Origin of the sequence: Trichocoleus sp. Lan, assembly GCF_039961855.1 — a bacterium.
Taxonomy (GTDB): domain Bacteria; phylum Cyanobacteriota; class Cyanobacteriia; order Cyanobacteriales; family FACHB-T130; genus FACHB-T130.
The window spans coordinates 120,329-146,118 of sequence record NZ_JAMPKA010000014.1 but is presented as its reverse complement, the minus strand read 5'-3'; the positions used below and the strand labels follow the sequence as shown (position 1 = coordinate 146,118).

General features: G+C 47.2%; 30 protein-coding genes and 3 pseudogenes. 21 read left to right on the top strand and 12 right to left on the bottom strand.

Features of this window, described 5'->3' with window-relative positions; all coding sequences use genetic code 11:
• The first annotated feature begins 60 nt into the window (after positions 1-60).
• On the top strand, positions 61-600 hold the full coding sequence (locus tag NDA03_RS14490; RefSeq protein ID WP_190434800.1) for a hypothetical protein: 540 nt from the start codon (positions 61-63) through the stop codon (positions 598-600).
• Positions 601-765: 165 nt separating this feature from the next.
• On the opposite strand, the gene NDA03_RS14485 is transcribed toward NDA03_RS14490, so the two are convergent.
• Both NDA03_RS14485 and NDA03_RS14480 read right to left on the bottom strand, forming a co-directional pair.
• Complete coding sequence (locus NDA03_RS14485) at positions 766-966, bottom strand: hypothetical protein (protein WP_190434797.1); 201 nt, start codon at positions 964-966, stop codon at positions 766-768.
• A 111-nt stretch (positions 967-1,077) separates the two neighbouring features.
• A complete protein-coding gene (locus NDA03_RS14480) occupies positions 1,078-1,623 on the bottom strand; it encodes an adenylate kinase (protein ID WP_190434794.1) in 546 nt (181 codons plus the stop codon).
• A gap of 353 nt (positions 1,624-1,976) precedes the next feature.
• Between NDA03_RS14480 and NDA03_RS14475 the strand changes: the two genes are divergently transcribed.
• From NDA03_RS14475 to NDA03_RS14465, 3 genes and pseudogenes are all read left to right on the top strand, one after another.
• Positions 1,977-2,537, top strand: coding sequence for a methanogen output domain 1-containing protein (locus NDA03_RS14475; RefSeq protein ID WP_190430577.1), 561 nt, complete (start codon positions 1,977-1,979; stop codon positions 2,535-2,537).
• Positions 2,534-4,180 carry an ATP-binding protein gene (locus NDA03_RS14470; RefSeq protein WP_190434791.1) on the top strand — a complete coding sequence of 549 codons (1,647 nt, stop codon included), beginning with the start codon at positions 2,534-2,536 and terminating at the stop codon, positions 4,178-4,180. The genes NDA03_RS14475 and NDA03_RS14470 overlap by 4 nt, the downstream gene beginning before the upstream one ends.
• A 626-nt stretch (positions 4,181-4,806) precedes the next feature.
• A pseudogene (locus NDA03_RS14465) lies at positions 4,807-5,158 on the top strand (phage holin family protein).
• Between the two features lie 78 nt (positions 5,159-5,236).
• On the opposite strand, the gene NDA03_RS14460 reads toward NDA03_RS14465, so the two are convergent.
• Positions 5,237-5,635: a hypothetical protein gene (locus NDA03_RS14460; protein WP_348238380.1), complete on the bottom strand. Its 399-nt coding sequence runs from the start codon at positions 5,633-5,635 to the stop codon at positions 5,237-5,239.
• Between the two features lie 243 nt (positions 5,636-5,878).
• On the opposite strand from NDA03_RS14460, the gene rppA reads away from it, so the two are divergent.
• The 5 genes and pseudogenes from rppA (at position 5,879) to NDA03_RS14435 (ending at position 11,392) form a co-directional block, all read left to right on the top strand.
• Entirely contained in the window at positions 5,879-6,562 is a 684-nt protein-coding gene (gene rppA / locus NDA03_RS14455) for a two-component system response regulator RppA (protein WP_190414564.1), read from the top strand.
• A gap of 139 nt (positions 6,563-6,701) precedes the next feature.
• Positions 6,702-7,961 (top strand): ATP-binding protein, encoded by a 1,260-nt coding sequence (locus NDA03_RS14450; protein WP_348238378.1) that lies wholly within the window; start codon positions 6,702-6,704, stop codon positions 7,959-7,961.
• An 825-nt stretch (positions 7,962-8,786) separates the two neighbouring features.
• Positions 8,787-9,245: pseudogene (locus NDA03_RS14445) on the top strand (hypothetical protein); the annotation flags it as partial.
• A 70-nt stretch (positions 9,246-9,315) separates the two neighbouring features.
• The gene (locus tag NDA03_RS14440) at positions 9,316-10,680 is read left to right on the top strand and encodes an amino acid permease (protein ID WP_348238376.1); all 1,365 of its coding nucleotides are present in this window, start codon (positions 9,316-9,318) and stop codon (positions 10,678-10,680) included.
• Positions 10,681-10,714: 34 nt separating this feature from the next.
• Positions 10,715-11,392 carry a class I SAM-dependent methyltransferase gene (locus tag NDA03_RS14435; RefSeq protein WP_348238374.1) on the top strand — a complete coding sequence of 226 codons (678 nt, stop codon included), beginning with the start codon at positions 10,715-10,717 and terminating at the stop codon, positions 11,390-11,392.
• 253 nt (positions 11,393-11,645) lie between these two features.
• On the opposite strand, the gene NDA03_RS14430 is transcribed toward NDA03_RS14435, so the two are convergent.
• Entirely contained in the window at positions 11,646-11,942 is a 297-nt protein-coding gene (locus tag NDA03_RS14430; RefSeq protein ID WP_190689107.1) for a hypothetical protein, read from the bottom strand.
• A 50-nt stretch (positions 11,943-11,992) separates the two neighbouring features.
• On the opposite strand from NDA03_RS14430, the gene NDA03_RS14425 reads away from it, so the two are divergent.
• Positions 11,993-12,538 (top strand): pentapeptide repeat-containing protein, encoded by a 546-nt coding sequence (locus NDA03_RS14425; protein WP_190414559.1) that lies wholly within the window; start codon positions 11,993-11,995, stop codon positions 12,536-12,538.
• Between the two features lie 49 nt (positions 12,539-12,587).
• Here NDA03_RS14425 and NDA03_RS14420 read toward each other — a convergent pair whose 3' ends face one another.
• Positions 12,588-12,950, bottom strand: a complete 363-nt coding sequence (locus NDA03_RS14420) for a metalloregulator ArsR/SmtB family transcription factor (RefSeq protein ID WP_190434771.1) — start codon at positions 12,948-12,950, stop codon at positions 12,588-12,590.
• Between the two features lie 397 nt (positions 12,951-13,347).
• Here NDA03_RS14420 and trxA point away from each other — a divergent pair, with 397 nt between their 5' ends.
• Together trxA and NDA03_RS14410 are read left to right on the top strand one after the other, a co-directional pair.
• Entirely contained in the window at positions 13,348-13,719 is a 372-nt protein-coding gene (gene trxA / locus NDA03_RS14415; RefSeq protein WP_190414557.1) for a thioredoxin, read from the top strand.
• 125 nt (positions 13,720-13,844) lie between these two features.
• Positions 13,845-14,951: an alkene reductase gene (locus NDA03_RS14410; protein ID WP_190414556.1), complete on the top strand. Its 1,107-nt coding sequence runs from the start codon at positions 13,845-13,847 to the stop codon at positions 14,949-14,951.
• A gap of 295 nt (positions 14,952-15,246) precedes the next feature.
• On the opposite strand, the pseudogene NDA03_RS14405 reads toward NDA03_RS14410, so the two are convergent.
• The 3 genes and pseudogenes from NDA03_RS14405 to NDA03_RS14395 form a co-directional block, all read right to left on the bottom strand.
• Positions 15,247-15,929, bottom strand: a pseudogene (locus tag NDA03_RS14405) (SDR family oxidoreductase).
• A gap of 99 nt (positions 15,930-16,028) precedes the next feature.
• The gene (locus NDA03_RS14400; RefSeq protein WP_190414555.1) at positions 16,029-16,880 is read right to left on the bottom strand and encodes a pentapeptide repeat-containing protein; all 852 of its coding nucleotides are present in this window, start codon (positions 16,878-16,880) and stop codon (positions 16,029-16,031) included.
• Between the two features lie 138 nt (positions 16,881-17,018).
• The gene (locus NDA03_RS14395; RefSeq protein WP_190414554.1) at positions 17,019-17,660 is read right to left on the bottom strand and encodes a hypothetical protein; all 642 of its coding nucleotides are present in this window, start codon (positions 17,658-17,660) and stop codon (positions 17,019-17,021) included.
• A 276-nt stretch (positions 17,661-17,936) separates the two neighbouring features.
• Here NDA03_RS14395 and NDA03_RS14390 point away from each other — a divergent pair, with 276 nt between their 5' ends.
• The 5 genes from NDA03_RS14390 (at position 17,937) to NDA03_RS14370 (ending at position 20,142) form a co-directional block, all read left to right on the top strand.
• A complete protein-coding gene (locus NDA03_RS14390) occupies positions 17,937-18,203 on the top strand; it encodes a hypothetical protein (RefSeq protein WP_190414553.1) in 267 nt (88 codons plus the stop codon).
• Positions 18,190-18,354, top strand: coding sequence for a hypothetical protein (locus NDA03_RS14385; protein ID WP_348238372.1), 165 nt, complete (start codon positions 18,190-18,192; stop codon positions 18,352-18,354). The genes NDA03_RS14390 and NDA03_RS14385 overlap by 14 nt, the downstream gene beginning before the upstream one ends.
• Positions 18,355-18,736: 382 nt before the next feature.
• Entirely contained in the window at positions 18,737-18,859 is a 123-nt protein-coding gene (locus NDA03_RS14380; protein ID WP_277878744.1) for a hypothetical protein, read from the top strand.
• 53 nt (positions 18,860-18,912) lie between these two features.
• The gene (locus tag NDA03_RS14375; protein ID WP_190430565.1) at positions 18,913-19,653 is read left to right on the top strand and encodes a DUF2993 domain-containing protein; all 741 of its coding nucleotides are present in this window, start codon (positions 18,913-18,915) and stop codon (positions 19,651-19,653) included.
• Between the two features lie 141 nt (positions 19,654-19,794).
• On the top strand, positions 19,795-20,142 hold the full coding sequence (locus tag NDA03_RS14370) for an antibiotic biosynthesis monooxygenase (RefSeq protein WP_190430564.1): 348 nt from the start codon (positions 19,795-19,797) through the stop codon (positions 20,140-20,142).
• On the opposite strand, the gene NDA03_RS14365 is transcribed toward NDA03_RS14370, so the two are convergent.
• Positions 20,103-20,474, bottom strand: a complete 372-nt coding sequence (locus tag NDA03_RS14365) for a hypothetical protein (RefSeq protein ID WP_190672066.1) — start codon at positions 20,472-20,474, stop codon at positions 20,103-20,105. The two genes, NDA03_RS14370 and NDA03_RS14365, sit on opposite strands and share 40 nt — an antisense overlap.
• Positions 20,475-20,746: 272 nt before the next feature.
• On the bottom strand, positions 20,747-21,241 hold the full coding sequence (locus NDA03_RS14360) for a peptidoglycan-binding protein (protein WP_348238370.1): 495 nt from the start codon (positions 21,239-21,241) through the stop codon (positions 20,747-20,749).
• Between the two features lie 227 nt (positions 21,242-21,468).
• Between NDA03_RS14360 and NDA03_RS14355 the strand changes: the two genes are divergently transcribed.
• Both NDA03_RS14355 and NDA03_RS14350 read left to right on the top strand, forming a co-directional pair.
• Positions 21,469-21,642: a hypothetical protein gene (locus NDA03_RS14355; RefSeq protein ID WP_190414547.1), complete on the top strand. Its 174-nt coding sequence runs from the start codon at positions 21,469-21,471 to the stop codon at positions 21,640-21,642.
• Entirely contained in the window at positions 21,639-22,085 is a 447-nt protein-coding gene (locus NDA03_RS14350; RefSeq protein ID WP_190434744.1) for a hypothetical protein, read from the top strand. The genes NDA03_RS14355 and NDA03_RS14350 overlap by 4 nt, the downstream gene beginning before the upstream one ends.
• A 97-nt stretch (positions 22,086-22,182) precedes the next feature.
• Here NDA03_RS14350 and NDA03_RS14345 read toward each other — a convergent pair whose 3' ends face one another.
• Positions 22,183-22,407: a hypothetical protein gene (locus NDA03_RS14345; RefSeq protein WP_190414545.1), complete on the bottom strand. Its 225-nt coding sequence runs from the start codon at positions 22,405-22,407 to the stop codon at positions 22,183-22,185.
• Between the two features lie 642 nt (positions 22,408-23,049).
• Between NDA03_RS14345 and NDA03_RS14340 the strand changes: the two genes are divergently transcribed.
• Positions 23,050-23,526 (top strand): universal stress protein, encoded by a 477-nt coding sequence (locus NDA03_RS14340; RefSeq protein WP_190430150.1) that lies wholly within the window; start codon positions 23,050-23,052, stop codon positions 23,524-23,526.
• Positions 23,527-24,023: 497 nt separating this feature from the next.
• On the opposite strand, the gene NDA03_RS14335 is transcribed toward NDA03_RS14340, so the two are convergent.
• Positions 24,024-24,224, bottom strand: coding sequence for a hypothetical protein (locus tag NDA03_RS14335; RefSeq protein WP_348238368.1), 201 nt, complete (start codon positions 24,222-24,224; stop codon positions 24,024-24,026).
• Between NDA03_RS14335 and NDA03_RS14330 the strand changes: the two genes are divergently transcribed.
• Complete coding sequence (locus NDA03_RS14330) at positions 24,223-25,788, top strand: adenylate/guanylate cyclase domain-containing protein (RefSeq protein ID WP_348238366.1); 1,566 nt, start codon at positions 24,223-24,225, stop codon at positions 25,786-25,788. The genes NDA03_RS14335 and NDA03_RS14330 overlap by 2 nt on opposite strands.
• The last annotated feature ends 2 nt before the right edge of the window (positions 25,789-25,790 follow it).

The following is a 25,790-nucleotide window of genomic DNA, read 5'->3' as shown; positions in this document are numbered from 1 at the left end:
GTGTGTTAAAAACCTAACTTCTATATATGTTTTGTTCAGCGTCCATCATTGGAGTAGTTCATGTCAGTCGTACTCAAGCAACATGTACAAAAAACCGTGGCGGCCAAAGAACAGCAGCACGTGGTAGAAATTGCAGAAAAGTTGTTGATGTATCTTAATTTGAATGAGGTACAACAAGCAATAGAAAATGCCAACCAACCAGGTGCAAGTAGTGCTAAGGTACAAAGTACCTTTAATGAGTTCGCTACTAAAAAGCTTGGCTTTCGTAGTGAGGCACGAGGATTATTCAATAATTATTTAACCGCAGGTTTACGGCCTGACTACTACTTATCCTTAGGTGAAACACTTAACACAGGCATTTTGCTAGAAGTTGAACGGGGCAAGACAACCATGAATAATATGGATATTCTCGACTTTTGGAAATGCCATATCTGCGAACATGCTCATTATCTATTCTTACTCGTACCACAAGAACTTCGTCAGAAGGAATCTGCAACAGTTCGACGCGAGTTTGAGACTGTTAATCGAAGGCTTAGGCCGTTCTTCGATCTTGAAGAAAACTACACAAATGTTCGAGGGCTATTCCTGTTTGGTTATTAGCGAAGAGGGCTAACAATACGATAGAGTGGGCAGAACGAAAAAGCTTGGCGGGGAATGTAGAAGTTGTTTACCGCCGTTCATCTTAGCCGTTATGATGACGAATATTGGTAGTAGCTCATTGCTAACCAAGGAATGAGCGCTCTGTGGAGTAAAGGTGATAGCCTCTCAATTCCCAAACCGTTCCTCGCAGAGCTTCAGCATCAACTGGTTTGAAAAGTTAATTCGCAGGTGATGACTGCGATCGCAAGATGGAACGGTAATTTGTTTGGTGCTTTCAACCACTTGGATTGAGATGTGCAAGAAGCCAACCAAGCGGAGCGAAGCTAGGTTGCGAGGAAGTTTCTGTCTATCTCCCTGAACTAGCATCCGACTCGGAATATTTCTACCGATTCATCTGATTTGGTCTGATACCAGGAATGCAGCAATCTATCAATCTGATGCGAGAGTATTAGGCAGAAGCTTTCAGTCTAATAAGGCTTAAGCTGGTGTACCATCTTCCAAGATGGTTTCATTTTCAATCAATTCATAAAATTGCGAAATTTGTTCGGTATATCTGATGTGATAAACCCTTTTAGTATTTTGCGCCTGCTCGATATACCCACGATATTTGGGGGTCAAATATTTGTAACATAACCAAAGCACGCGGTAGCTATTCAGCGAACTCTTTAATATTGGACTTTTTTCGGGCCAGCCTTCTGGGGGTTTAAAAAAACCTGCGATCATTCGTTTAGTTACCCACCAAAAATGCACATAGATTGGTAGATCCACAAAAACCAAAGTATCCGCTTCATCAAGTCGCAGCCAGACGGTTTCCTTGCAACCAAAACCGTCAATAATCCATCGGTCAGTAACTAAAATTTGCTGATGGGCGTGCTTATAGACTTCATGGGGAACTGGCGTGCCCCCCGCTTGATATTGAATCTTGTCCAAGACGTGAAGTGGCAAACCCGTGATTTCGGATAGTCTCTTGCTTAGAGTTGATTTACCGCCTCCAGCATTGCCAAATACTGCTACTTTTTTCATCGCCATTCTCCTTTTAGTCCTTTTCTGTCACCTCGTAGACTAGATTGAGTGATGAAACCGAGCAATTCCAGTCCTTTGAATACCTAAAAAAACGCTTGCACCGGACGGTCGGTATATACTTATGCTGAATTATATTTTACTTGCCGCCTGTGAAGCGCAAGCCGTTATGAGGATGAAGATTGGTAGTAGTCCATTACTAGCTGACGAGCGATCGCCCTCTCGCCACAGAGCGCTCGTCTGACCATGTAGTATCAGTATAGACATCTATCTTTAGATGTATTAAAGTGCCACTTCGCCGGGTGGCATTATAGCCTTGAGTAAGGGCTGCCGATCCCCATTCACGAGATATTGCTATGAATAGTTCTCTTAAGTCTGAAACATCCATGAAGGGACTCGAAATTCCTTTAGAGCGGGATATATTTTTACGTACCTTAATTCGAGAGTTGGCAGGTACATTACAGGATGTCGTGGGCTTAGAGGAAGCCTCCGGGTTTATTAGTGTCGTGGGTCAAAACATGGGGAGGCAAATCGACCGGGACTATAAAGCGGCTCTAGAGGTATCCCATCTAACGCGAGAGCAAGTTGCTGATGTTTTGGTAGATTTGAAGAAGCGAATCCAAGGTGACTTTTATATTATTGAACAAACGGATGAAAAGATTGTCTTAGGGAACCGGGCGTGCCCGTTTGCCGAAAAAGTCATCGATCGCCCCGCTATGTGTATGATGACCTCCAATGTTTTTGGCTCCATTGCAGCGGACAATCTGGGGTACGCCAAAGTAGAACTGCAAGAGACGATCGCAATGGGTGCGCCTGGATGCCGTGTGGTTGTTTATTTGAAACCCACCCCAGAGGCAGAAGAAAGTCACGGCAGAGAATACTTCAAAGGAGAGAGTGAGGGAGATAACGAGGGGTGACGCCCGAACAGTTTCTCGAATTCGCTAGACCTTTACCCGAACCCATGCTCCTAATTGCCGGAAATGGTCAGCTTCTGGCTGCCAATCCGCCATTTTCCAAGATGCTGGGGCTACCCCGTCAGCTCCTGCAAGAGAAAATGCTCTTTGAGATGGTCGTCGATCCTGCTGATAAGGTTAAACAGTATCTGCGTGCTTGTTCCAGCAGTCGAGAAATGGTGATTGGCTCATTAACCTTCAATGCTAACAATGGAGAGACTTGCTTGTGTCGCTGTGAAGGAGCGGTCATCCGACCGCGATCGCCTGAATCCCCGGCACTTATTCTCTTACGCTTGAAAAACAAGGAATCTGCCAGTAGCCGATTCACCCTGCTGAACAAGAAGATCGATGAATTAGCCAAAGAGATTCGGCAGCGTCAACGAGCGGAAGAAGAGCGAGCTAAACTTCTGGTGCAGGAACAGAAAGCACGAGTAGAAGCTGAGAAGCTGAATCGATTGAAGGATGAATTTCTATCTACCGTATCCCACGAACTGCGAACCCCTCTCAATGCCATCCTTGGCTGGTCTAATATCCTGAGAACTAGCAAGGTAGACGCAGCCAAGATGCATCGGGCGCTGGAAACGATAGAGCGCAATGCCAGATCCCAGGCACAGTTGGTTGACGATCTCCTGGATATTTCCCGCATCATTACAGGCAAGATTCGCCTCAATGTGCAAACAGTTGACCTATTGCCCGCGATTCAGGCAGCAATCGATACGGTGCGTCCTGCCGCTGATGCCAAGAACATTCGCTTGCAGTCGGTGCTCGATCCAGCAGCAGGCCCTGTTTTAGGAGACTCCGAGCGATTACAACAGATTGTCTGGAATTTGCTCAGCAATGCGATCAAGTTCACACCGAAACAGGGGCGGGTTCAGATTGGTCTGCAACGGATTAATTCTCATATTGAGATTGTGGTGGCAGATACGGGTCAAGGCATCAGTGCAGAATTCCTCCCCTACGTCTTTGAGCGCTTTCGTCAGGCAGATGGTTCCATCACTCGTTCCTTTGGCGGATTGGGGCTGGGTTTAGCGATCGTTCGCCAATTGGTAGAACTGCATGGCGGAACGGTGCATGCTCAAAGCCCTGGAGAAGGACAAGGTGCAACATTTACCGTCAAACTACCCCTGCTTGCCGTTGGGCCAACAGCGATTGAACCAGAACGGGTGCATCCAACCGTGGGAGACAGTGTCCCATTTGACTGCTCCTCTCAACTAGAGGGATTGAAGATACTGATCGTGGATGATGACCCGGATATGCGGGATTTGCTCGCCTACACGCTGGAAGTTTGTGGGGCAGAAGTCATCGCCGCCGCTTCAGCAGACGAAGCAATCTCAGCACTGACCCAATCTTCACCACCGATGGATATATTAATCAGTGATATTGGGATGCCAGATGAAGACGGTTATGCTTTGTTGCGTCGCGTCAGAGCTTTGGAGTCAAACAATAAAGGCAGAATTTCCGCGATCGCCCTGACCGCCTATGCTAGAACTCAAGACCGCACGGCTGCGCTTTTAGCAGGCTTTCAATCCCATATTGCCAAACCCGTTCAACCTGCTGAATTAATTGCAGTAATTGCCAATTTAACTGGACGAATCAGCGGTATCTAGAATATTACCGAACCGTTCCTCGCAATGACTCAGCATCAATCAGTTTGACAGGTAAATTCGCAGGAGATGACCGCGATCGCAAGCTGGAGCGGTAATTTGTGTCATGCTTTCAACCACTTGGGTTGAGATGTGCGCTCGCAGAAATCTTTAAATAGCGATTACAACAGCAATGTAAACGGCGGAAAAACTCCGGATGTTCTGTAGAAAAAAGCGGCTCCACAAGCGAGATTTCCAGGTTTACCGGAGTTGAGGATGCGATCGCAAGCTCACTGCTCACCCACCGCTCCCCTGAATTCCCACCGCCAAACGAATCTTCTCCGGCAAAAAATTCAAATCGTCTCAATTACAAAAATTTACTTAAAACTCTCTCACTTCAAGCGCAAGCGGGGGAAGATAAAAAGGAGTTTTTCTTCGCGACGGTTTGGATTGGGTTCGGGACTCCCGGAATGGAGAACCCAATTAATTCGGTTTTTCCCGGCGAGATTTGCTGGTTTCCAAGGCTGGTTATTCAGCTAATTCTGAATTCCAAGGTTACTGTCACTTTCTGGTCACATTTATTGATGACCCTGAAGATGGAAACTTGCCCGACCCTGTAACAAAACGATTGATGATAAGGAGTTTTGGTTATGGTTGGAATCCTCATCACCTGGTTAGTCACTACTATCAGTTTTTTAATTATTTCCCGGCTGCCGATTGGCGTAGAAATTGACACTTTTGGAAAAGCCGCAATTTCCGCAGCAGTTTTTGGAATTTTGAATGCTCTGTTAAAACCCATCTTAGGGTTTTAACAGAGCATTCATTCTTTTGTCATTTGGTTTATTCCTGTTTGTCTTAAATGCAGTTATTTTCGGTTTAGCCGCTTGGTTAGTGACAGGATTTCGGTTACGGTGGGGTTTTTGGAGTGCTTTGCTTGGCTCATTAGCACTGAGTATTGTTAATTCTGTACTTTTCCATCTGCTAGCATCGCTCAGATTGTAAGCGCAGGTTTGTTCTGAGCGGGGAAATAGAACCGGAAGTAGAGGGTTCAGACAGTTCGGATTGAGTGAGAGTAACTGTCTATAAGGAGCGGTTTTTCAATTGGTAACGCACTAGCGTCCTAACATTTTCAACAGACAGTCCTAATTCTTGCGCGATCGCAGCTTCCACCTGACTGAATTCTGTTACTGGAAACTCAAATTCTAACTTTTTGAGTGTCGAATCTGTCGTTTTGACCTGTACTTTGGTAAATCCCTGCTCTTTGTCAATTTCTGCTTTGATGACTAGCAAGGTGACTGAAAGTTGCACTTCCAACTGTGTATCAGCTTGAAGCTTATCAACCGTATCGTAGGAGCGACTTAATGCTTGGTCTGTTACCAGTCCACCCCCAACCCAAAAAATAATTCCTAGCAGGGGTAGAGGTAGCCAAAATTCTAGCCCTAAAAAATGTAATCTTTGTAACCAACGGGGAGAGAACATAGGGAGAGGTGAGGAATTTTAGCTTCACAGCTAATTGAGTTTAAGGGAAAAAAACAATCAAATTCGACATCAAAAGTCAAAATTTAAAAGATAAAAAAAGAGAAGATTCACTTTTGACTCTTGATTTTCTTCGGTACTCGATAAAAAACTGACTGGTGGAAGACGTGCGATCGCTTTAGGCTTCTCTACTATGAGCAGCACGATCGACGATTCTCCGGAAAAGAGGTTTCACTAAAGCGTCTTATGAGAATTTTACTGGTAGAAGACGACCCCGAACAATTAGAGCCACTAAACGCAGCTTTGTTGCAAGCCGGACATATTGTCGATGGCATTGAGGATGGGGAAACTGCCCAATGGCTGATCTCTCAAAAAGACTATGACTTGTTAATTTTAGACTGGATGTTGCCGACAGTCAGCGGGTTGAGCCTTTGTCGCCAGTATCGACAAGCAGGGAAAACCTCGCCGGTGTTGATGCTGACTGCCAAAGACACGACTGTGGATAAAGTTACGAGTTTGGATGCCGGTGCTGATGATTATCTGGTTAAACCGACTGATATTATCGAACTTTTGGCACGGGTGCGGGCATTGGGAAGGCGATCGCCTCTATGGCAGGGAGATATCCTCCGCATAGAAGATTTACAACTGCACTTGAATAGCTTGACTGTTGAACGGGGACAGACAACTATCCAATTGTCCGCCCGCGAGTTTCAGCTATTAGAATACTTCCTGCGCCACCCTCATCAGGTCTTAACCCGCGATCAAATTGAACAAGCCTTGTGGGAGTGGGGTGCAGAACCAGAGAGCAATGCCGTAACTACCCTTGTCCGGAGGCTGCGGCAGCGTTTGCAGTTAGTCGGTGCGGCAGATTGGATTGAAACAGTCTATGGCATGGGATATCGCCTCAATCCTTCGGGAAGTCAAAAGTAAAAAGAGAAGAAATTCAAAATAGAAATGAATCAAAATGACAGAATAAATCTTTCTTTTGCTTTTTGCCTGTCTTGCTCCAAGATTCGGGGAAGCAAAGATACACCCGAATTTGGGGCGCTTTTTAACTTTGCTTTTTTCCATGTTTGGTCGTAGCCGTCGCAATCTGGCTCGCTGGTTCACCCTATCAATGGGAAGTATTTTGGTGATTTTTGCAGGAGTCGTCTACTATGTAGAAGTTGCAGACGCGCTCTTAGCATTGGATCGATTACTCTACCAACAAACCAAGGTAATGGCAGCGAGCGTAAATTATGAGCGTCGCAATGGTCAATGGCAGGTAGAGCTGGACAATGTGCCACTTTTGGGAAATAACCCACAGCCGTTGGATAGTGGGCTGGCGTATGGGCGTTGGTACGATGCCAAAGGGCAATTGGTGCAATTTTTTGGTACGCTTCCTCCAGAGAAGCTGACGGTGACAGATGGATTTCAAACCATCAAAACTGCCAATGGCTCTGCACGTTGGCTGCGTCAGGTAACGCTGCCTGTCTACGAGAAGAGTGTATTAATTGGTTATCTCCAGGTTGCGACTTCCCTGACATCCACTCAAGAGGCTTTGTCTGAATTGCGGCTGGTTCTGACGCTCTTGGTGCCAGTCACCTTGGGGGTAATTAGCCTGACTGGGTGGTTTTTGGGGGGGCTAGCGATGCAACCGATTCGTCATGCTTACGAGCAACTGCATCGCTTCACCGCAGATGCTTCCCATGAATTGCGGACACCATTGGCGGCGATTCTTAGCAATGCACAAGTCGGGTTGCTGTCTGACGATCATTCACAGCAACGGCTTCGGCTAGACAAGATTGTGAATGTTGCTAAGTCAATGAATTCGCTGGTGAGTAATCTGCTGTTTTTGGCTCGGAATGATGGGTCATTATCTCCTGAATCTTTGAGAAAGATTAATCTAACTCTTTTGCTACAGGAGCTAGCAGAGAATTATGCAACGCAAGCAGCCACCAAAAATCTAAATTTTGTTAGTAATCTGCCGACTGAGAGCTTGGAGGTGAAGGCCGATCCAGAGTTGCTCCGTCTGGCGGTGATGAACCTGCTGAGTAATGCTTGCAAATATACCCTGGAGGGCGGTGAAGTTCAACTGCGATTGTTTACGCGATCGCATCTGGCTGTTATTCAAGTTTCAGACACTGGGATGGGGATTGCGGCGACTGATTTGCCCCATATTTTTGAACGGTTTTATCGGGTGAATCGCGATCGCTCTCGCACTACAGGGGGTTTTGGTTTGGGATTAGCGATCGCTGAGCAAATCGTCAAAGCTCATGGAGGTGGGATCGACGTCACCAGTGTAGTCGGTCAAGGATCAACTTTTCAAATTGAGCTGCCACTCCAGTAGCAAAAATAACCTGGCGATTGGAAATCGCGGCTACGCCAACCCCCCTTACCCCCCTTCAAGAAGAAGAGGGGACATAAGTTGCTTCGCTTCTATTCAACCAAGTCCGCCTGCGCGGAATCAATTCAGCCTGCGGAGGCAGGCTTTGTTTGTGTAGCCCCAGACTTCCAGTCTGTGGGGGATTTGCAAATACGGGATGCTCCCACTGTCACTTTCTAGTCACATTTGTTGCCAACACTGAAGATAGCAGGAGCAGAAGGTTATCACTCCTAAATCATTTTTCTTTAGTTTGTTTTCAACACTTTTTTTCATGGAGTTAGTGTAAATCCGATGTTGTTCAGAGGTACTTCTTCTCTACTCTGCCTTGCCGCTCTGGCTGTTGTTTGTAGTGGTTTATCAGCTCAAGCTGAAACTGACGACTTCACCCCTAAGACAGATGCGTTTGCCAGAGTACCTAATCATAATTTTGAATCAAATAAGACTCCAATTCAATCTGACCAAGTTACAACTTTCTTTGTACAAGAACAAGTGAATGTAGCGAATTCAGGTTCACCTGATTCTGTTGTAAAGGTACTGACAGAATCAACAATTCAAGAGCAAGATTTTTCAGAAATAAAATTGCCAACTGCCACTGCATCAGCCGGGGCGAATCAATCTCCATCTAACCTTTCTAGCGAGACAAAGCAGGAAATTCCTGAGAAAACAGCGATCGCAACCTCCGATGCGGTAAACCCAGAGCAGATTGTAGACAAAAGGGTGAAAACGTCTGCGTCGGGTTTGACTGTTGAACCTTCAACACCTCAACTCCCAGAAGCAGCGACGACTAAAACTACAGCGCCGGAAATCGCTCAAGTAGATGTAATACCTGGTAGAGCTACTCGCTCTGGCCCAAGTTATATCGGGGTTGCAGGCAACATTGGGTTGGGTGGCGATACAACTTTGAGTGAAGGTGCCTTTGCAGTCATTAGCAAAATTGGACTCACTCGGAATTTTTCTGTGCGACCCGCTGCTTTATTTGGCGATAATACAGTTTTTCTGGTTCCACTTACTTACGATTTCCCCTCTCAAGGAGTGGAACAAATCAGATACCGTGTAGCCCCTTATATTGGAGGCGGAGTGGCGATTTCAACGGGTGACGATAGCACTATTGGCGCACTGATTACGGGCGGGGTCGATGTTCCATTATCATCCCAATTCACGGCAACCGCTGGCGTGAATGTCGGTTTTGTTGATGAAACAGAGGTGGGATTATTAATCGGAGTTGGTTACACTTTCTCCGGATTGTAAACCGACTTTGCTTTAATCTTTTCACATCGCAACTCAAAGAAATTACGATCGCAACGGTGAAGGTGCCAGAATGAGCAGACGGGTAAACGACAGTCTCCCAAATCAAGTCTTCGCGGTAAGCAAAACAGCAGCACCCAAGCCAGCGCTGGCTTTCGTAGACGCGATCGCTCTAATTGTCGGTATCGTGATTGGTGCCGGAATTTTCGAGACGCCCTCTCTAGTCGCCGCTGCTTCTGGGAGTGAAGCGGTTGCACTTTCCCTGTGGATTCTGGGTGGCGGGATGTCCTTAGTCGGCGCATTGTGCTACGCAGAATTGGCAACGGCATATCCTCACGCTGGGGGCAATTACTATTACTTGATGCGTGCCTTCGGCAAAAACATCGCCTTCTTTTTTGCTTGGGCGCGAATGACGGTGATTCAAACAGGTTCGATTGCCCTGTTGGCGTTCGTATTCGGAGACTATGCCTCGCAATTACTGCGCCTTGGGAATTATTCATCCTCACTTTACGCAGGGATTGCGATCGCCTTATTGACAGGCTTGAACATCATCGGCGTTCAACAAGGAAAGTGGGCGCAGAATTGGCTAACAGTTGCCAAAGTTTGCGGCTTGCTGTTGGTTGTAATCGCTGGTTTAGCTTTTGCCGTTCCCGGTCTCCCGGAGGTGCCTGCTGCACCGGCGGCAACCCAAACAAACTTTGGTATGGCGATGCTTTTCGTGCTGTTGTCCTATGGCGGCTGGAATGAAGCGGCTTATATCTCAGCAGAGTTACGCAACATCAACCGGAACATGGTGCGATCGCTGCTAGTGAGTATCGGCATCATCACGGCGATTTACTTAGCGATAAACTTCGCTTACATCCACGGTTTAGGATTGGCGAACATGGCAGCCTCAGAAGCCGTAGCAGCGGATTTGATGCGTCGTGCAGTTGGCGAACCCGGTGCTTGGTTTATCAGCTTCCTGATTGCCATTTCTACCTTGGGTGCGATCAACGCCACGATTTTCACCGGCGCACGTACCAATTACGCCCTCGGACAAGATTTTTCCTTGTTCAGCTTCCTCGGACGCTGGCACCATCGCGCCAGTACGCCAGCCAATGCCTTGCTAGTGCAGGGTGCGATCGCGTTAGCCCTCGTGTTTCTGGGAACTCTGACCCGCGAAGGCTTTAAAACGATGGTGGACTACACTGCGCCGGTGTTCTGGTTTTTCTTCCTGCTAACGGGTGTCTCGCTGTTAGTGTTACGAGTTCGAGAACCGCAAGTATTGCGACCCTTTCGCGTCCCTCTCTATCCTCTAACGCCCCTACTTTTTTGTGCAATCTGTGCTTATTTACTCTACTCCAGCGTTGCCTATACAGGGGTTGGGGCGCTTGTCGGAGTGGCTGTCGCGATCGCTGGCGCACCGCTATTGCTGTTATCTCGTCGTCGGCAAATTTGAGCAAAACGTTAACAACTCAAAAGGAGAAGATGCAATGCAATTACAACAAATTAAGCTGTTGCTGGTTGCAAGTTTGAGTGCGGGTAGCTTCTTGTTCGCAGGCTGCACCCAACAACGCCAGTTTGATGCACAAGCTCAATCTGATGCTCAAACCCAAGCGCCCGCCGCACCGAATATTCAAGCCGAAGCACCCGCAACCGACGTTCAAACCCAACAACAGCCAGCGGATGTGCCCTTTGTGCCAACCCCCGAAGTCGTCGTCGCCGAAATGCTCAAACAGGGGCAGGTAAAAGGGAACGATGTACTCTACGACCTCGGCAGTGGCGATGGACGAATCGTGATTACCGCTGCAAAACAATTCGGCACTCGCGGAACTGGTGTAGATATCAATCCGCAACTGGTTCAAGAAAGTCGAGAAAATGCCCAAAAAGCGGGTGTAAGCGATCGCGTGCGATTTTTACAACAAGACTTATTCGCCACTAATCTCAGCGATGCCACGGTGGTGACACTTTACTTGCTGCCTGACGTTAACTTGCGGCTGCGACCGAAGCTACTCAAGGAACTCAAACCAGGCACTCGCATTGTGTCGCACAACTACGACATGGGTGAATGGAAACCTGAGAAAGTGGTGCAGGTAGAAAGTAGCCCCGGTCGCCAGCATACTATTTACTCCTGGGTTGTGCCTGAAACTGTCCCGGATAATTTGAAATAACCGGGATATCCTGTTGCAAGTTCCATCCAGCCGAACTAATCTTGCTGATACTATTTCACCAATAATCTGCAACAGCTCCCCTAACAGCATCTTAAAAGGGAGAAGTTAGCCTCCCTTTTAAGATGCTGTTGGCGAATTCCAAAAAATTAATCTTAGGGGCGCTTATTTAGGGGCGCACCGATAAGCGCCCCTAAGCGATTAAACACTTTCTAAAACAGAATAGGAGTGCTGTTATTCTCACCATTTCCAGCGTTCACGAAATTATCCTTAAGCCAGAATAGGTTGGTTTTCCTGCCAGAAAGGCGGCATAGAAAATTTTATGCGATCGCGCCGAAATACTAAAGGTATTGGGGTCAATGCTACGGGGCTGGGTGCCACAGTTACGCGCATCTACATGACTTAGAAGCAAAGGCTGAGGTAGAAAGTTTATATCCCAAGGTTTCGGGCAAGTCCGCCGGAATAAATGGCAGCATCGGTGGCATTTTTGGCATCTGACGAAGCTACTTACATCACAAGCCAAACTCGGTTTTTTGACGGTGGGTTGACGCATTATCCCGCCTTTGGCGAGTCTTAGTCATAAAAAAATAGGAGGTATTCACGATGAATTTCAAAAATATTGTACAGCTATATACAGCCGGAAAAAGGAACTTTAGAAAAGCAGATTTATATAAGGCAAAATTAGCTTTTGTCTGCTTAAATGAAGCAAATTTTAGCAAAGCGAATCTATGTTTGGCGAACTTGAGAGGGTCAGATTTGCGCGGAGTCAATTTCAGCGAAGCAGACTTAACAGGGGCAAACTTACGTCAAGCAGACCTCACTGAAGCTAACTTGGGGGCAGCGAATTTAAGTAAGGTAAATCTTCGGGGAGCAAATCTAACCAGAGCAAATTTGAAAGGGGCAAATTTGGAAGAAGCCGTGTTAGGTGAGGCAAACCTGAACCAAACAAACCTGAGATACGCCAACTTATCTAAAGCCAAGCTAATGGGTGCCATCCTTACTGGGGCAATTTTACTAGGAACAAACCTAAGTAAAGCTATTTTACTCAGGGCAAATTTAACGCAAGCAAGTTTAATTGAAACCAACCTCAGTGAAGCTGTCTTAACTGAAGCCAGAATGCCTGACGGAAAAGTTCACGACTACGCTTAAGTACGCAAGGAAAACCTATATTCCTTGCAAAATCATCAACATACAGTGGTTAGTTGGATCTAAAATTATTTTCAACTGTGGTTGTTTCTAGCTGTTTAGGTGTAAAACTGGCGAAGCAATCAAACAGTAACTCCCGTTTCAGCGAGTTGTACTTGGTTTGACCTTCTTTTCGGATCTGGATTAACCCCGCTTCCGCCAGTGTCTTGGAGTGGTGACAGAAGAGAGCTAAACTAATCCCTAAATAATTGGCTATTTCGCTGCCACTCATTTCCTCGCAAGAAGCTAACATCTCCACAATCCTCAAACGTGTTGGATCGGAGAGAGCTGCAAAGATTTTAGCCCGAAGTTCTATGTCTTGAACGGCAGCTTGAGACGCAGAGGGCAGTTGAACGCTATGGTTGTTATCGATCATGGGAAGTAGGGGTTACTAAAAGAAGCCACGAGAAAGCCCCAACAAGACTCTGCATTACTCCTGATGTCAACGCTAAAAGAAGGTTGAACGACGGTATAGGCGTGTCTGACGTGGATGTATGCCGTTGGCGAAAACTCACCGTCTTACTTCTATTTTACGTCTTGGCGCTCAGTATTGAAATAGTTAAACAACCACTTGACTATTGGGGAAAGATTGTTCTAGTATTTAGTCAAATGGTTGTTTAACTACTAAACCCTTTAGGGGATTGAAACCAGATTGGTAACTTTTAGCAGCGAGTTGAGTGGATGCGATCGCATGAAATGATGCAATGCGCTTTCTGCAACAGCTGCTGATACTCTCCTCACCTTGATCTACAGCCTGAAGGAGGCTGGAAACCATGTCAGACAACGCGAAATATGTCACCTTGACCGAAGACAACTTTGAAACCGAAGTCCTCGCAAGTTCAGTTCCAGTTGTGGTAGATTTCTGGGCGGCTTGGTGTGGTCCTTGCCGGATGCTCAACCCATTAGTTGCAGAATTAGCTGCCAATTTTGAAGGAATTGCTAAGGTTGGCAAGCTGAATATTGACGCCTATGGACACATCGCTACACAATACAACATCCAAGCCGTGCCAACGCTTCTGTTCTTCAAAGATGGTGTGGTGGTGGATCGAACCACTGGCGTAGCTCCTTTGGAAGTGCTGTCTGACAAACTTCAAGCTTTACTTCCACAGAACAACTTAACCACAAAGCCAGTAGCGATTAACTAACTATCTAGTTTGTTGGCGGTGCGGGTAACTCTTATCCGCACTGCTCATACACTAGCTAGCTAGAGTTCCTGATGTCTGCGTTGTGCAATCAAAACTGTAATGTCATTCCAATGGAGATTAAGTCAATGAGCGAGAATATCAATCTTTTCTCAACTGTTCAGCTGGGTTCTTTAGAACTTCCCAATCGAATCGTGATGGCTCCCTTAACCCGGATGCGTGCGGGAGCGGGAAATGTTCCTAGAGCGATGAATGCGACTTATTATGCACAACGGGCATCGGCGGGGTTAATTATCGCAGAAGCCACTCAAGTATCGCCTCAAGGACAGGGATATGCGAATACCCCAGGCATTCACTCAGCAGAACAGGTGGCAGGATGGCAACTGGTGACAGATGCAGTTCATGCTCGTGGGGGGCGGATTTTCTTACAGTTGTGGCACGTTGGGCGGATTTCTCACCCATTACTGCAACCAGGAGGAGAACTGCCAGTAGCGCCCAGCGCGATCGCACCAGAAGGTGAAGCAATCACTCTTGAAGGGCCAAAACCCTTCGTCACGCCTCGTGCCCTAGAAACTGAAGAGATTCCAGGAATCGTCGAACAATACCGCAAAGGGGCAGAAAATGCCTTAGCTGCTGGATTTGACGGGGTTGAAATTCATAGTGCCAACGGTTATCTCCTTGACCAGTTTCTTGAGGATGGGACGAACAAACGAACCGACCAATATGGCGGTTCAATTGAGAACCGCGCCCGACTTTTGATGGAAGTGACTGAAGCAGTCGTCAGTGTTTGGGGTGGACAACGGGTAGGAATTCGCCTCTCCCCAAGCGGTACTTTCAACAGTATGTCTGACTCCAATCCATCTGCTTTGTTCAGTTATGTAGCCGATTCACTCAACCGTTTCAACCTCGCTTATCTCCACATCGTTGAGCCAAGAACCGATGGCAATACTAGCCTCGATAACTCTACAGGAGGCTTGTTTACCGAATACTTCCGTCCTATCTTCAAAGGGACTTTAATCGCCGCAGGAGGATATGACCGCGACTTAGGGAATGCTGTTTTGGCTTCTGGCAATGCAGATTTGGTGGCTTATGGAAGACTGTATATTGCTAATCCAGATTTACCAGAACGTTTTGCACTCAATACTTCCCTAAATAAGCCAGATCGCTCCACCTTTTATGGTGGCGATGAGAAGGGATATATTGACTATCCAAGCCTTGAATTACAGACAGCTTGAGTTGATTTATTTCCTCACAGAGAACCTCCTCCCCACCCCCTTTCCTTTAAAGAGCTACGGTCTACACACAAGTGACTTGTTTTGCTCATCAAAGCGCTCCCAGACCTGACAAGAACAGCCCCTTCCCTATAAAGGAAGGGGAGCCATATTCAAAGCCCCTCTCCGTTCACAGAGAGGGGTTTGGGGTGAGGTTCCGAGTGTATATTGCACTCAAGTGAGAACCCCTATAGTACAAAGAGAAGTAAAGTTTATTTCTGTCTTTAATTCTCGTTCATAGATTAACCGCATAGAAAGGTTATGAAGGAACTGTCAGCGACACACCATTGTCTTTTGGTGTTCTTTGCAATAAAAACGGAACCGCTTTTTTAACCCAATCTTTTACTGCTGTGTAAGCAGCCGCTTCTTCTCCAAAACAAGTCTCTAACATATCGGTATGAATAATGCCTGGGTTGAGGGGAATCGCTGCCATTCCCGAAGGTAATTCTTGAGCCAACGATTGAGTTAATCCTTCAATTGCCCACTTAGAAGCACAGTAGGGTGCAACTTCAGGCGACGTGGAGCGACCCCACCCTGAACTCAAGTTGACAATGATGCCATTGTTCTTTTGAATCATGGCTGGAACAAAGGAGCGGATTACATTCGCGACTCCTTTAATATTGACATCAATGAGTCGAGAAAATTCCGCGCTATCAACTTTCCAAAGCGGGGCGGGTTGATTGATTAATGCGGCATTATTAATTAATAAATCAGGGGATGAGTAGTTATTTAAAAGTTGCTCAGCCCAGGTTTTTACTTGATATTCATCCGCAACATCTACGCTGGAAAAATGATGGGGCGTTCCAAATTTTCGCTCAAGTTTCTGTGTTGCTTCTGTGGACGGGCGCACCCACAAACTGTATGACCTTGCTCAATAAATTTTTCAGTCATAGCAAGACCGAGATCCCGACTTACCCCTGTAATTACAATCAGTTTTTTCATGAGTTAGACTAATTTAGGATTTTAGATTTGGGATTTTTGAAGGGTCTGGCGGGAAGAAGCCATGAATCGCATTTCTACAACCCAAAATTTAATTGCCAGCTAAGGGTGAATTGTGCCATCAGGCATGATTGCTTTTTGGAGTATCGTCCGCGTCAGGTTAACGCCGGTGAGGTTAGCGCCGGTAAGATTCGCCGCAGTGAGGTTAGCGCCGGTGAGATTAGCACCCCTCAAGTTCGCTTTGTTCAAATTAGCGCCGGAGAGGTTCGATTTGCTGAGGTTAGTCCATCTGAAATCAGCCTGAGTCAGGTTCGCTTCGCTCAAGTTAGACCTAAAGAGATAAGCACCATTGAAGTGAGCCTCGATTAAGTTTGCTTTGTGTAGGTCAGCTTTGTAAAGGTAAGCTCCTAGTAGTTCAGCGTCGTAAAGATTAGCATTACTGAGATCGACGGCTATTAGGTTCGCTGCCATCAAGTTAGCTTCGCTGAGGTTCGTTCTAGCCAGCTTTGCTGCACCGAGATCGGCTTTGTGAAGATTAGCGCTTCTGAGATCGGTGCCGATCAGGTTCGCGTTAGTTAGATTCGCTCTTCTTAGGTTAGCGCCTCTGAGGTCAGCCCCGATCAGGTTCGCATCGCCCAGATCGGCATCGCTGAGGTTGGCTTTGCTGAGGTTCGCAATGCTGAGGTTCGCTTCACTCAGGTTTGCCTCCATTAGGGAAGCGGAGTGGAGATTTGCATCGCTGAGGGTAGCATGGCTGAGGTTAGCGGCGATGAGTAAACTATTGCCCAGATCCGCCCTTCTCAGGTTAGCGCCTGTGAGGATTGCGCCTCTGAGGTTGACCCCTCTGAGGTTGGCTTCGCTCAAATCAGGTTCTATTTGTCGGTTTTTTCTTCTCCACTCAATCCATTTCACTGCACCGTTCTGAAGTAGTGCAAGATGCTCTAGATTTGCCATTTGGATTTCCTTTGCTTAACCCACCAGTGCTAACGCATTGACTTTAATCTGAAGTGGCTTTCTTTGAAAGCAAGCGATCGCCCATTTGTAAAGAGCGATCGCATTCCCCTTCTCTCCCTCGTCATCCCCATCCTTTCGCTATTCTTGACGCCAACTAGCAGGATTTTCACGACCAGGCACGCCTTCTAGCGCCACCAACGCCGCCGCAGAACCCGCCAGAATATCCTGTTCTGCTCCGCCCAAATAGAGGCGTCCGAAGCTTCCCACAGCTTGCACTTCCAAGATGTTAATTGCCGCCGCTTTCTCCGCCGCATTCGCCGCCAGTGCTGCATAAGCGGCAGGTTGAACTTCTAATACATAAAGCGTTTGCCCTGCCAGAAGTAGCTGTCCTCGTCGCGTGCGATTGATCAGCTGCGTTTGGTGAGCATCAATGTTGCGGATAATCTGGCTAGAAACGACGTGCGGCTTGAGACATTCATTTCGATGCACTCCCAGCGCCTCCAAAATGGCTTTACCCGCCGCCCGCGTCTCCCCTTGGCGGCTGGAATGCACTTCTAGTAGCCCGTATAGTCGTTCGACCACCTGCACCCCTGGACGTACAGAGGCAGCTTTGAGGGCAACATCAGTAATCCGGTTAATTTCAATGCCCGGTGAGATTTCAATCCACAGCGACGTATCTCCTGGCAATGGCAAGAACCCTAGTGCTACCGTCCCCATGTAAGCTGCGTGCTGAGGCTGCAAGCTGTCTAGAAATACGTAACTGCGTAGTTCTATGCCCAAGGTAATTAACTCCGGAAGTTAGAAAAAAGGAATCGGGTGCAACATCTGAGTTTACCGCGATCTCAGATCGCCAGAAGCTGCATCTGGTCAGCCAATAAGAGAAGCGATCGCTTCCCGCCGAAGGACTCTCCCATTTAGGGATTTGAAGACTCACGCAACCAGGGTTCTACCTATTTATAGACAATCGGGTTCTACCCCTTTATAGACACAACCACCCAGACAGGCGCGTTAGCTTAATTCACATAAGTTAACAATAAAAGAATACACCTTTAAGTTATGATGCCTAACCTGTTTGAAGCAACCAAAGAATATTGGCGCAAATTAGATCAGTTAGAAGCTGCCTATGAAAAGGGCGAAGTCTCGATTGAAGAGGTAGATGCTAAAGTTCAATTGCTCATGGCTGAACTCGGACGAGAACGCCGTGCAGCGTTTACCTATGTTTTTTATGGCTTGCGCCGTCTTTGGGATGAGCAACGGGAAACCATTGTTGGGGTGGCAATTCTCGGAGTTCTCGCGGTTTTCCTTCAAATTGAATACACCTAAAATTCCTAAATCGGGTCTGACACTGAAAAATGGCGTGGGTTGTTCTGATGAATCCCGATCGGGGATTGTAAAGATGACCGACGCTTCGGCAACCTGGAATGTGTTGGGTGTGTCACGTTACAAAAGAGCGATCGCCCAGAGACCAGCTTAATATTGTAGCCGCCAAGCGATTTTCCCCCGTCTGGGCGCTCATCACCCATAATGTAAAGATTTTTATCAAGCGCGTGTCAGTTGATCAAGTGTCACGTATTAGAGTATTGGCTCGATTGAACAAGCGATATTCTTTAGTTGTGTGAGGAGCAAGTTTAGAAGAAAAAGCGTCTGGGGTCGAAACACGGCAAGACTCCCAGGCGCTTTTTCATATCTGTCAAAATCCTTCAACAACGAACTACAGCCCAGATTCATGGCTTATCTTGTCTCCAGAAACGACACATTTAGACTGATAAGCAGGTAGGCAATACTTTGAGATCGGGAATGGATGGAGCGTTTTACCTCTTCCCAAACCCTCTCCAATCCCCAGAGGAACTGTGAAAATGGCTCTGGCTCCCGTTCCCTGCATGGGAACGGGTTGGGGGTTAGGTTTGTCAGAGCCAAAAAATATTGGACTAGATGATTTATTACATTTTGTTTATTCCGAGATGCAGATACGCTGCTGAGTGATGAGCGTCTAGAGTAACCAGTATCAGCACACTTCTTGAGATTAAGCACTATGACAGACGAGCCACGCCTAGAGGAGCAGGCCCTCTCCCAGGCTGTCGAAATGGGGTTATCTAGCCAGATGGATAGCGTAGAGAACATCAATGTAGATGTCCGAACCGATTTGCTGAAGATGGCTCAAGGAAAGGCTAATTCAGTTTCGGTTGAAGGTCGGGGTCTGGCGATTCAGAAAGATATTCGCGTGCAGGAAATGGAATTGCACGCCGATAATATTGCGATCAATCTATTTGACGCGATTTTCGGGCAGATTAAGCTGAACCATCCGCTAGACGCGACTGCCCGTGTTGTCCTCACCGAACAAGATATCAACCGCGCTTTAAACTCAGACTACATCCGCAGCAAGTTTCAAAGCATGGAGTTGAATGCAGATGGTCAACTCGTGACCTTGGAACCGCAAGAACTGGAAATGCATCTGCCGGGTGAGGGCAAGATGGAATTCAGTGGAAAAATGCTACTGCATGACGTGGATAAGGCTCGACAAGTCGGTTTCGCCGCCGTAGTGCGTCCGCGCACTTCTTCAACGCCAATCTTGTTGGAGGGGTTTAGCTGTAATCCCGGACAAGGCATTTCACTGGAACTCACCATCGCCTTGATGGAGAAGTTAGGAGAACTGGCAAACTTGCCCTATTTTGACCTCCAAGGGATGGCGATCCGCATTAAGGAGATGGATGTACAAGAGGGTAGTTTAACCCTTTATACCGAAGCCTACATCAAGCAAATTCCCGATCAATGATTGAGGATGAAGGGCGCGATAGCGAAGCGCTGCTGCTTTCAGCAGATCGCATCCATCAAGCGGTTCTCCCTTCAACCCATTAGCGTACCGTAGGCTTAGCCCCGACAAAACCGCGATAACCCCAGCTTCTAGGAGGAAACCATGACAGAGTTTCAAGATTTTTTAAAGCACAAATTTGCCTATGTTGCGATTGGAGAATTCAAACCTGGCAAATTTGATGAGGCTGAGCAACTCTATGAAAAAGCCGTCTCAACGTACACGCACGGCTTTAAGGGGTCGTACTTACTGCAAGAACCGGGGACTGACCGAGGAATCGCTATTATTCTTTGGGAGAGTATCGAAGATATGCAAGCCAATCAAAGCGAGGCATACCAAGCCATCTTAAATCAGATGAATCCTTTGTTTGAGGAAGCGCCGACCACTGCTTTCTATGAAATCGTCAGTGAAATTCAGCCTACAAATGCAAGTGGTGAATCCCCATCCATATAATCAACCCGAAAAAGCGATCGCTCTATCCGGTCGGAGACATTTGAGTCATTTGATGTCAAAGGCTTTCTCGCGGGCACTCCTGACTCCAACTTGATGGCGAGATCGATGAGGAATCGCACATGACCAATGGTTGAAGCAAGGCCAGCTTCGTTTACAGGACACCCAAACCGGGGGAAGGATTCTTGGGGATGTTGCCAACGCAACCATAGCTTTCCATCAATCACTTTTGTGCTAATTGACCAGCCTTTATATTGGCTGGGAACTTCTTTAACGTCAGTATCAAGGACGTTGGATGTTACTGAGGGTTGGGGTTGACTCGGTGGGATCATCATTAGGGCACGGGAACTTAATGCCCTAAATATCGGTGAAAATACTATGGCGAATCGTGATTCAACCCGCAAGCAAAAGTGATTGTTTAAAAAGATTTAGGTGACAGAACTTTGGAACCCCTCGTGATGCACCTCGGATGGTGAGTGTGAGGTGCATCACATTCGCAAGCAGGAGAGCGGTTTGGTAGAATTCAGCTGGCGTCGCCAGGTCAAAATCTACGGCTAGCGATCGCTTGAAATGTGCAAGTATTGAAAAGCGTATCCACGCAACCGGCTCAACACCCCCCGATTTGTTGACGCACCTTACTCAACCCGTACCAGGTTTTTTCGCCCACAATTCCGTCTGCTAATAGACCACTACGCAGTTGAAAGGATCTCACAGCAGCTTCAGTGTGGGGTCCGAAGATTCCATTCACTTCTTCATCAAAATCACCAGATAAAGACAGTACACTCTGAAGCGTGATGACTATCTCACCTTTAGCGCCTCGTTTCAGCACTGGCATATTTACGGGAGCGCCGCTGTAGAGAGCTTGCCAGGTCATTTGACCCACGACGCCATCTTCTTTGAGAAACATCCAATTTTGAAAAACAAGAACGGCAAATTCGACTTCTTCATTAAAGTTTCCGTTGATAGCTCCGTTATAAGCAAACCTTTTAGTTAATAGTTGTTGTAATTCTTTTACTGCGGCTCCAGAGTTCCCTATTTGCAGTACGGGCTTATTGAGTTGAGCTGGTTTGACTGATATTTGATTTGATTCTTTAGCAAGCATGGCTTAAGTCTCTTGGAATTCCTGTGTTTGACTATTCCAAACTAACCAAAGCGTTCTCCCTTCCACCTCGCACGCTCAGTTCATGCAACTGGATATTTCAATATCCCGCTTGTTGATCACCCATTAGCAGGAGGCGATAAAAACTACTGAGTGGCTTCTTGATTCGCTCCCAGGAACCAGAGACAGCTTGGTCGAGAAGGTTTGTCCCAACTTAAGTTGGCAGTCTTATGATGGGTTTATGGCGCGTCAAGACATCGACTTGCGTCGAGTTGGGAAGTGGGATTTTTGCTTTTTATGATTCGTGGCAGCAGTTTTGGTTATTCTTGTCAGGCGTGACCTATGACAGTAGCAAGAGCAAATCTGCTCTTGAGGTGCGATCGCATCCACAGCTAAACCGATGAAGGTAATTCAGCAAACTTTTACATTACTCACCCTGCGAGAACGCCCAGTTGGCATTTGGATACTGAGTAGTTTTACCGCTGTTTTAGGGCTTCTCGTTTTTATCTCTTCCAATTGGCCGATTGATTTTTTTGGATTGTTCTGCATTTTTTGCGCTAACTTGATGATGTTTGGAAGTCCGGTGAAGACTTGCCGGTTTGATAAACATCTCAATCGAGTAATTCTCAAACAAAAAGGTTGGCTGGGAACTCAAGTAACGGGTTATTCAATTGACAAGATTACGGACGTTCAAGTAGAAGAATCTAACTTAGGAGGAATTCGCTTTTACCGGCTTACTCTGACGCTTTTATCAGGACAGCGATTTTATTTAACTCCGATTCCTAGCACTGACTGGCAATTACAACAAAGTTTGGCTAGCTACATCCAGCAATTTCTCAGCCATTAAAGTGGCGGCAAAAACGCTATGAGCGACTCTTTTGGGTAGACGCGATCGCGTGTCTTCAAAGCGAGGCGTTCGCCTACCCCTGACAAGTCTGTGCTATTTACCAATCCACCTCATCCGCATCAATCCGTTGGAGCTGGGAATGATGAGGAAAGTCATACCACCCATCATCCGTTGTGTAGCCTATGCGATCGCCCGCCTCGTATTTCACCACTACCCCTTCCGTACAAAAGTCCAAGCGCCTGACTCGACACCCAACCGGAAACTGCTCAACCAGTTTGGGTGAGATGCAGGGTTTGAGAGCGACCGCGCTAGTGTTCACCATTTTCAGACCTCGGCGCGAAGAGTGCTGCCACGAGCAATGCTAGTTTGAGTGTAGCCCCTTCACTCCACTACTGCTAGTGTTGCTAATTCTAGTAAAGTGTGTTTAACCCTACCAGTGGGGCTGGGATCAACTAAAGGAAAGGTAGAGGATCGTTGCGGGACGCTGATTTCACAAGCTTTTCCGGGGAAAAACGGTATCAAATTAAACAATCTTCACGGTAGGTAATTGGCGATCGCAGCATTGCTATGTAGTTGTCACCCTGATGTCACATTTGCATGAGTAAACTTTATGTAGGCATAGGGTAATTGCTTCTGACATATCCATCAGTTAAAGAACGATGTCCTCTCAGCAGAAGGAATGAGAGGGCATTTTTTTATGGATAGCGATCGCGACTGGGATTGGCAACGATACCCGGGTTGGGAAAGCTAGTCCTCGGCTACCAAACAAGCAAAGCGCTAGACCAGTTGCTCTTTGGCATTCCTGCCCAGTCTCGACTAATTTGGTCGAAGAGTATCATCTGCACCTCTGATAATGGAGTAACTGGTAGTCATAGCCCGAACCGCAAGGAGAGCTAAACATCCAGGCTTCGCTGGTCAAGAAGTGCGGCATTCTGGCAACAAAAACAGGTTGGGACTGGTGTGTATGTTTTACAAAATTCTCGTGGCAATGGATAGCTCTGAAATCGGCAAGCAAGTCTTTGATGAAGCCGTATCCTTAGCGAAAGCGTTCCATGCCAGTCTGATGCTATTGCACGTCCTATCTGCGAATGAAGAGGGCAGTCCGGGGATTCCTGGGATGCCCGGACTGGATTACTATCCTTGGCGACGCGATGATGTCCCAAGCGACTATCGACAGCAGTGGGATGCATTTGAAAGTCAATACTTGGCGCTACTGCGATCGCGTGCAGATGAAGCAACGAAGGCAGGAATTAGTACCGAATTCACCCAAAGCCTTGGCAGTCGGGGTGAAAACATCTGTGACTTAGCCCAAACTTGGGGTGCCGATCTCATCGTAATGGGGCGTCGGGGTCGTTCTGCAATTGGTGAGTTAGTTCTCGGTAGCGTCAGCAATTACGTCCTCCATCATGCCCCCTGCTCGGTTCTGGTTGTCCATCGTTGAGTTTGTAAATAACACGGTTTGGTTGTTTTAGAGGAACGAGGGCAAGACGAGCAACAGCGATCGCAGCATTGCTATTTACTTGTCATACCCCTGTCACATTGCCGACTTATGCTTGTTTTTAAGAAGCATGGTGAAAACCCTTCTCACACCCATCAGTTAGACGATGCCCTTTCAGCGGAAGAGATGAGAGGGCATTTTTTTTACTAAGCGATCGCGCAAGTGAATGTCACGCATTTAAGCTACCTCAAATAAGGTTCGCTCAAAAAAGCGACTGGAATCCCGCCTTAAACAATCGCTATATATAAATCTATCTACCACTCAAGAACTGCTTACTCATCAGTGAGATTCTGCCTTCTATAAAGAAGGCTTTTTTGTGAAATTACGGTTCATCCCAATGAGCGTAGGGACACGGCATTGCCGTGTCCCAATGGCAAAGCATTTGGATTCATCTTGGCATCTCGTAGAGGCGAGGCATTGGGTAAATAATTCCTCCCAGACTAAAAAATTGGCTGAGTTTGTGAGTTCATCTGAAAATGCCCCGGAAACAGCTCAATTTCTAAAGCATAGTGGTAAGAAATCACTGAACTACTTATCTTTTTTGCACAATGATGAGTAAGGCACACTGCTGTCGGAATCGGTAAAACCAGAAGCCGGGAAGCGATCGCTGTAAAACCATGCCAAATCAAGGAGGCGGACATGGCATCCCGTTATGGATTGGTTGATAGGAGTCAATTAAACTGGCTCATTCTTTATCGTCTAGGGATGATTGCCTGTGCGCCACTGGCTGCCGAGTTGATTGGCAGTGCATTTAATATCTGGTACAACCTGACCCAGATTCAATCGCTGCTGACTCCCGCGCAGAATAGAGTCTTTGTCAATACTCTGTTGGTTTACAACGTTGTCGTCTACCCAGTCGCTCTGTCCCTCTGGGTGCAGCTCGTGCTGTCGCTACAACGACCTTTACAGCAGATCCTGCACCAGCAAACCTTAAGAGCCGAGCATCTGATTAAAGCCAGACAACTCGCGATTAATCTGCCGTGGTGGGGAATGCTTCTGGCGGGAATCGGTTGGCTGTTGTGCATTCCCGTATTTATACTTGCCCTGCATTATGCTCCGGGAACGCTCGACCGGCGCGTATTCTTGCACCTGTCGATTTCGGTGATCGTTGCAGCGCTGATTGCTATCCCTCAAGGTTTTTTTATCGTTGAGCTGTTTACCCAGCGACTGTTATACCCGTTGCTGTTTCAAGAAGCTCACCCGGCGGAAACACCGGGGGCTTTCCCCCTCTCGCTGCGGCAACGAGGACTCGTGTGGGCAGTCTCGGCTGGGGTATGCCCGATCGCTTCGCTATTACTTTTAAGCTTGACTTATCGTTCATCCGCAACGCCCGACCCCTGGTTTACCATATCCGTCGGGGTGTTGGGTATGGTCTTCGGGTTTAGCAGTGCTTGGATGGTCGGTCAATTAGTCGTTGAACCCGTAGAAATTCTACAGCAAGCGGCTCGCGCTGTGGCAGCCGGGAACCTTAACATTCACATCAAATTGCTGCGAGCTGACGAATTTGGCCCCTTAATTGATGATTTTAACGACATGATTGAGGAGTTGCGAGACAAACAACGCTTGCAAGAAACCTTTGGTCGTCATGTCGGTCAAACAGCCGCTCAACAGATTCTCCAGCGCGATCCCAGCTTAGGCGGGGTCGAGCAGGAATTAACAATTGTGTTTGCTGACATCCGCAACTTTACAGCCCGATGCGCGGTTTCTTCTCCTCAGCAAGTCGTGACCATGCTGAACTTGTTCCTGACTGAAATGGTAAAAATTGTTGAGCAGGAACATGGGGGGATGGTAAACAAATTCTTAGGGGATGGATTTATGGCGCTGTTTGGCGTCGGAGATGACCCACACAATCATGCTGCCAAGGCTGTTGCAGCGGCTCAAAAAATGCTCCTCAGCCTGCAATTTATTAATAGCGACTTAGCAAAACAGGGACAAGCTCCTTTAGCAATGGGAATTGGCATTCATACGGGATCTGTGGTGTTAGGCAGTATCGGCTCACCCCAGCGATTGGAGTACACTGCGATCGGAGATCCGGTGAACGTCGCCTCGCGAATCGAATCTTTGACCAAAGAACTTGGAACACCGTTGCTGCTGAGTGCGGCGACTCATAAGCAATTACCCTCGACGATTTCGACTCAAGAATTGCCTCCCCAGCAGGTAAAGGGGCAACCCCACCCGATTATTGTGTATTGCCTAAAGGAATAGTC

Excerpts from the sequence above, each read along its gene's own strand:
- NDA03_RS14490 (WP_190434800.1), top strand. The coding sequence starts at position 61 with ATGTCAGTCGTACTCAAGCAACATGTACAAAAAACCGTGGCGGCCAAA.
- NDA03_RS14485 (WP_190434797.1), bottom strand. The coding sequence starts at position 966 with ATGCTAGTTCAGGGAGATAGACAGAAACTTCCTCGCAACCTAGCTTCG.
- NDA03_RS14480 (WP_190434794.1), bottom strand. The coding sequence starts at position 1,623 with ATGAAAAAAGTAGCAGTATTTGGCAATGCTGGAGGCGGTAAATCAACT.
- NDA03_RS14475 (WP_190430577.1), top strand. The coding sequence starts at position 1,977 with ATGAATAGTTCTCTTAAGTCTGAAACATCCATGAAGGGACTCGAAATT.
- NDA03_RS14460 (WP_348238380.1), bottom strand. The coding sequence starts at position 5,635 with ATGTTCTCTCCCCGTTGGTTACAAAGATTACATTTTTTAGGGCTAGAA.
- rppA (WP_190414564.1), top strand. The coding sequence starts at position 5,879 with ATGAGAATTTTACTGGTAGAAGACGACCCCGAACAATTAGAGCCACTA.
- NDA03_RS14450 (WP_348238378.1), top strand. The coding sequence starts at position 6,702 with ATGTTTGGTCGTAGCCGTCGCAATCTGGCTCGCTGGTTCACCCTATCA.
- NDA03_RS14440 (WP_348238376.1), top strand. The coding sequence starts at position 9,316 with ATGAGCAGACGGGTAAACGACAGTCTCCCAAATCAAGTCTTCGCGGTA.
- NDA03_RS14435 (WP_348238374.1), top strand. The coding sequence starts at position 10,715 with ATGCAATTACAACAAATTAAGCTGTTGCTGGTTGCAAGTTTGAGTGCG.
- NDA03_RS14430 (WP_190689107.1), bottom strand. The coding sequence starts at position 11,942 with ATGCGTCAACCCACCGTCAAAAAACCGAGTTTGGCTTGTGATGTAAGT.
- NDA03_RS14425 (WP_190414559.1), top strand. The coding sequence starts at position 11,993 with ATGAATTTCAAAAATATTGTACAGCTATATACAGCCGGAAAAAGGAAC.
- NDA03_RS14420 (WP_190434771.1), bottom strand. The coding sequence starts at position 12,950 with ATGATCGATAACAACCATAGCGTTCAACTGCCCTCTGCGTCTCAAGCT.
- trxA (WP_190414557.1), top strand. The coding sequence starts at position 13,348 with ATGTCAGACAACGCGAAATATGTCACCTTGACCGAAGACAACTTTGAA.
- NDA03_RS14410 (WP_190414556.1), top strand. The coding sequence starts at position 13,845 with ATGAGCGAGAATATCAATCTTTTCTCAACTGTTCAGCTGGGTTCTTTA.
- NDA03_RS14400 (WP_190414555.1), bottom strand. The coding sequence starts at position 16,880 with ATGGCAAATCTAGAGCATCTTGCACTACTTCAGAACGGTGCAGTGAAA.
- NDA03_RS14390 (WP_190414553.1), top strand. The coding sequence starts at position 17,937 with ATGATGCCTAACCTGTTTGAAGCAACCAAAGAATATTGGCGCAAATTA.
- NDA03_RS14380 (WP_277878744.1), top strand. The coding sequence starts at position 18,737 with ATGGCTCTGGCTCCCGTTCCCTGCATGGGAACGGGTTGGGGGTTAGGT.
- NDA03_RS14375 (WP_190430565.1), top strand. The coding sequence starts at position 18,913 with ATGACAGACGAGCCACGCCTAGAGGAGCAGGCCCTCTCCCAGGCTGTC.
- NDA03_RS14370 (WP_190430564.1), top strand. The coding sequence starts at position 19,795 with ATGACAGAGTTTCAAGATTTTTTAAAGCACAAATTTGCCTATGTTGCG.
- NDA03_RS14365 (WP_190672066.1), bottom strand. The coding sequence starts at position 20,474 with ATGATGATCCCACCGAGTCAACCCCAACCCTCAGTAACATCCAACGTC.
- NDA03_RS14360 (WP_348238370.1), bottom strand. The coding sequence starts at position 21,241 with ATGCTTGCTAAAGAATCAAATCAAATATCAGTCAAACCAGCTCAACTC.
- NDA03_RS14355 (WP_190414547.1), top strand. The coding sequence starts at position 21,469 with ATGATGGGTTTATGGCGCGTCAAGACATCGACTTGCGTCGAGTTGGGA.
- NDA03_RS14350 (WP_190434744.1), top strand. The coding sequence starts at position 21,639 with ATGAAGGTAATTCAGCAAACTTTTACATTACTCACCCTGCGAGAACGC.
- NDA03_RS14345 (WP_190414545.1), bottom strand. The coding sequence starts at position 22,407 with ATGGTGAACACTAGCGCGGTCGCTCTCAAACCCTGCATCTCACCCAAA.
- NDA03_RS14340 (WP_190430150.1), top strand. The coding sequence starts at position 23,050 with ATGTTTTACAAAATTCTCGTGGCAATGGATAGCTCTGAAATCGGCAAG.
- NDA03_RS14330 (WP_348238366.1), top strand. The coding sequence starts at position 24,223 with ATGGCATCCCGTTATGGATTGGTTGATAGGAGTCAATTAAACTGGCTC.
- NDA03_RS14335 (WP_348238368.1), bottom strand. The coding sequence starts at position 24,224 with ATGTCCGCCTCCTTGATTTGGCATGGTTTTACAGCGATCGCTTCCCGG.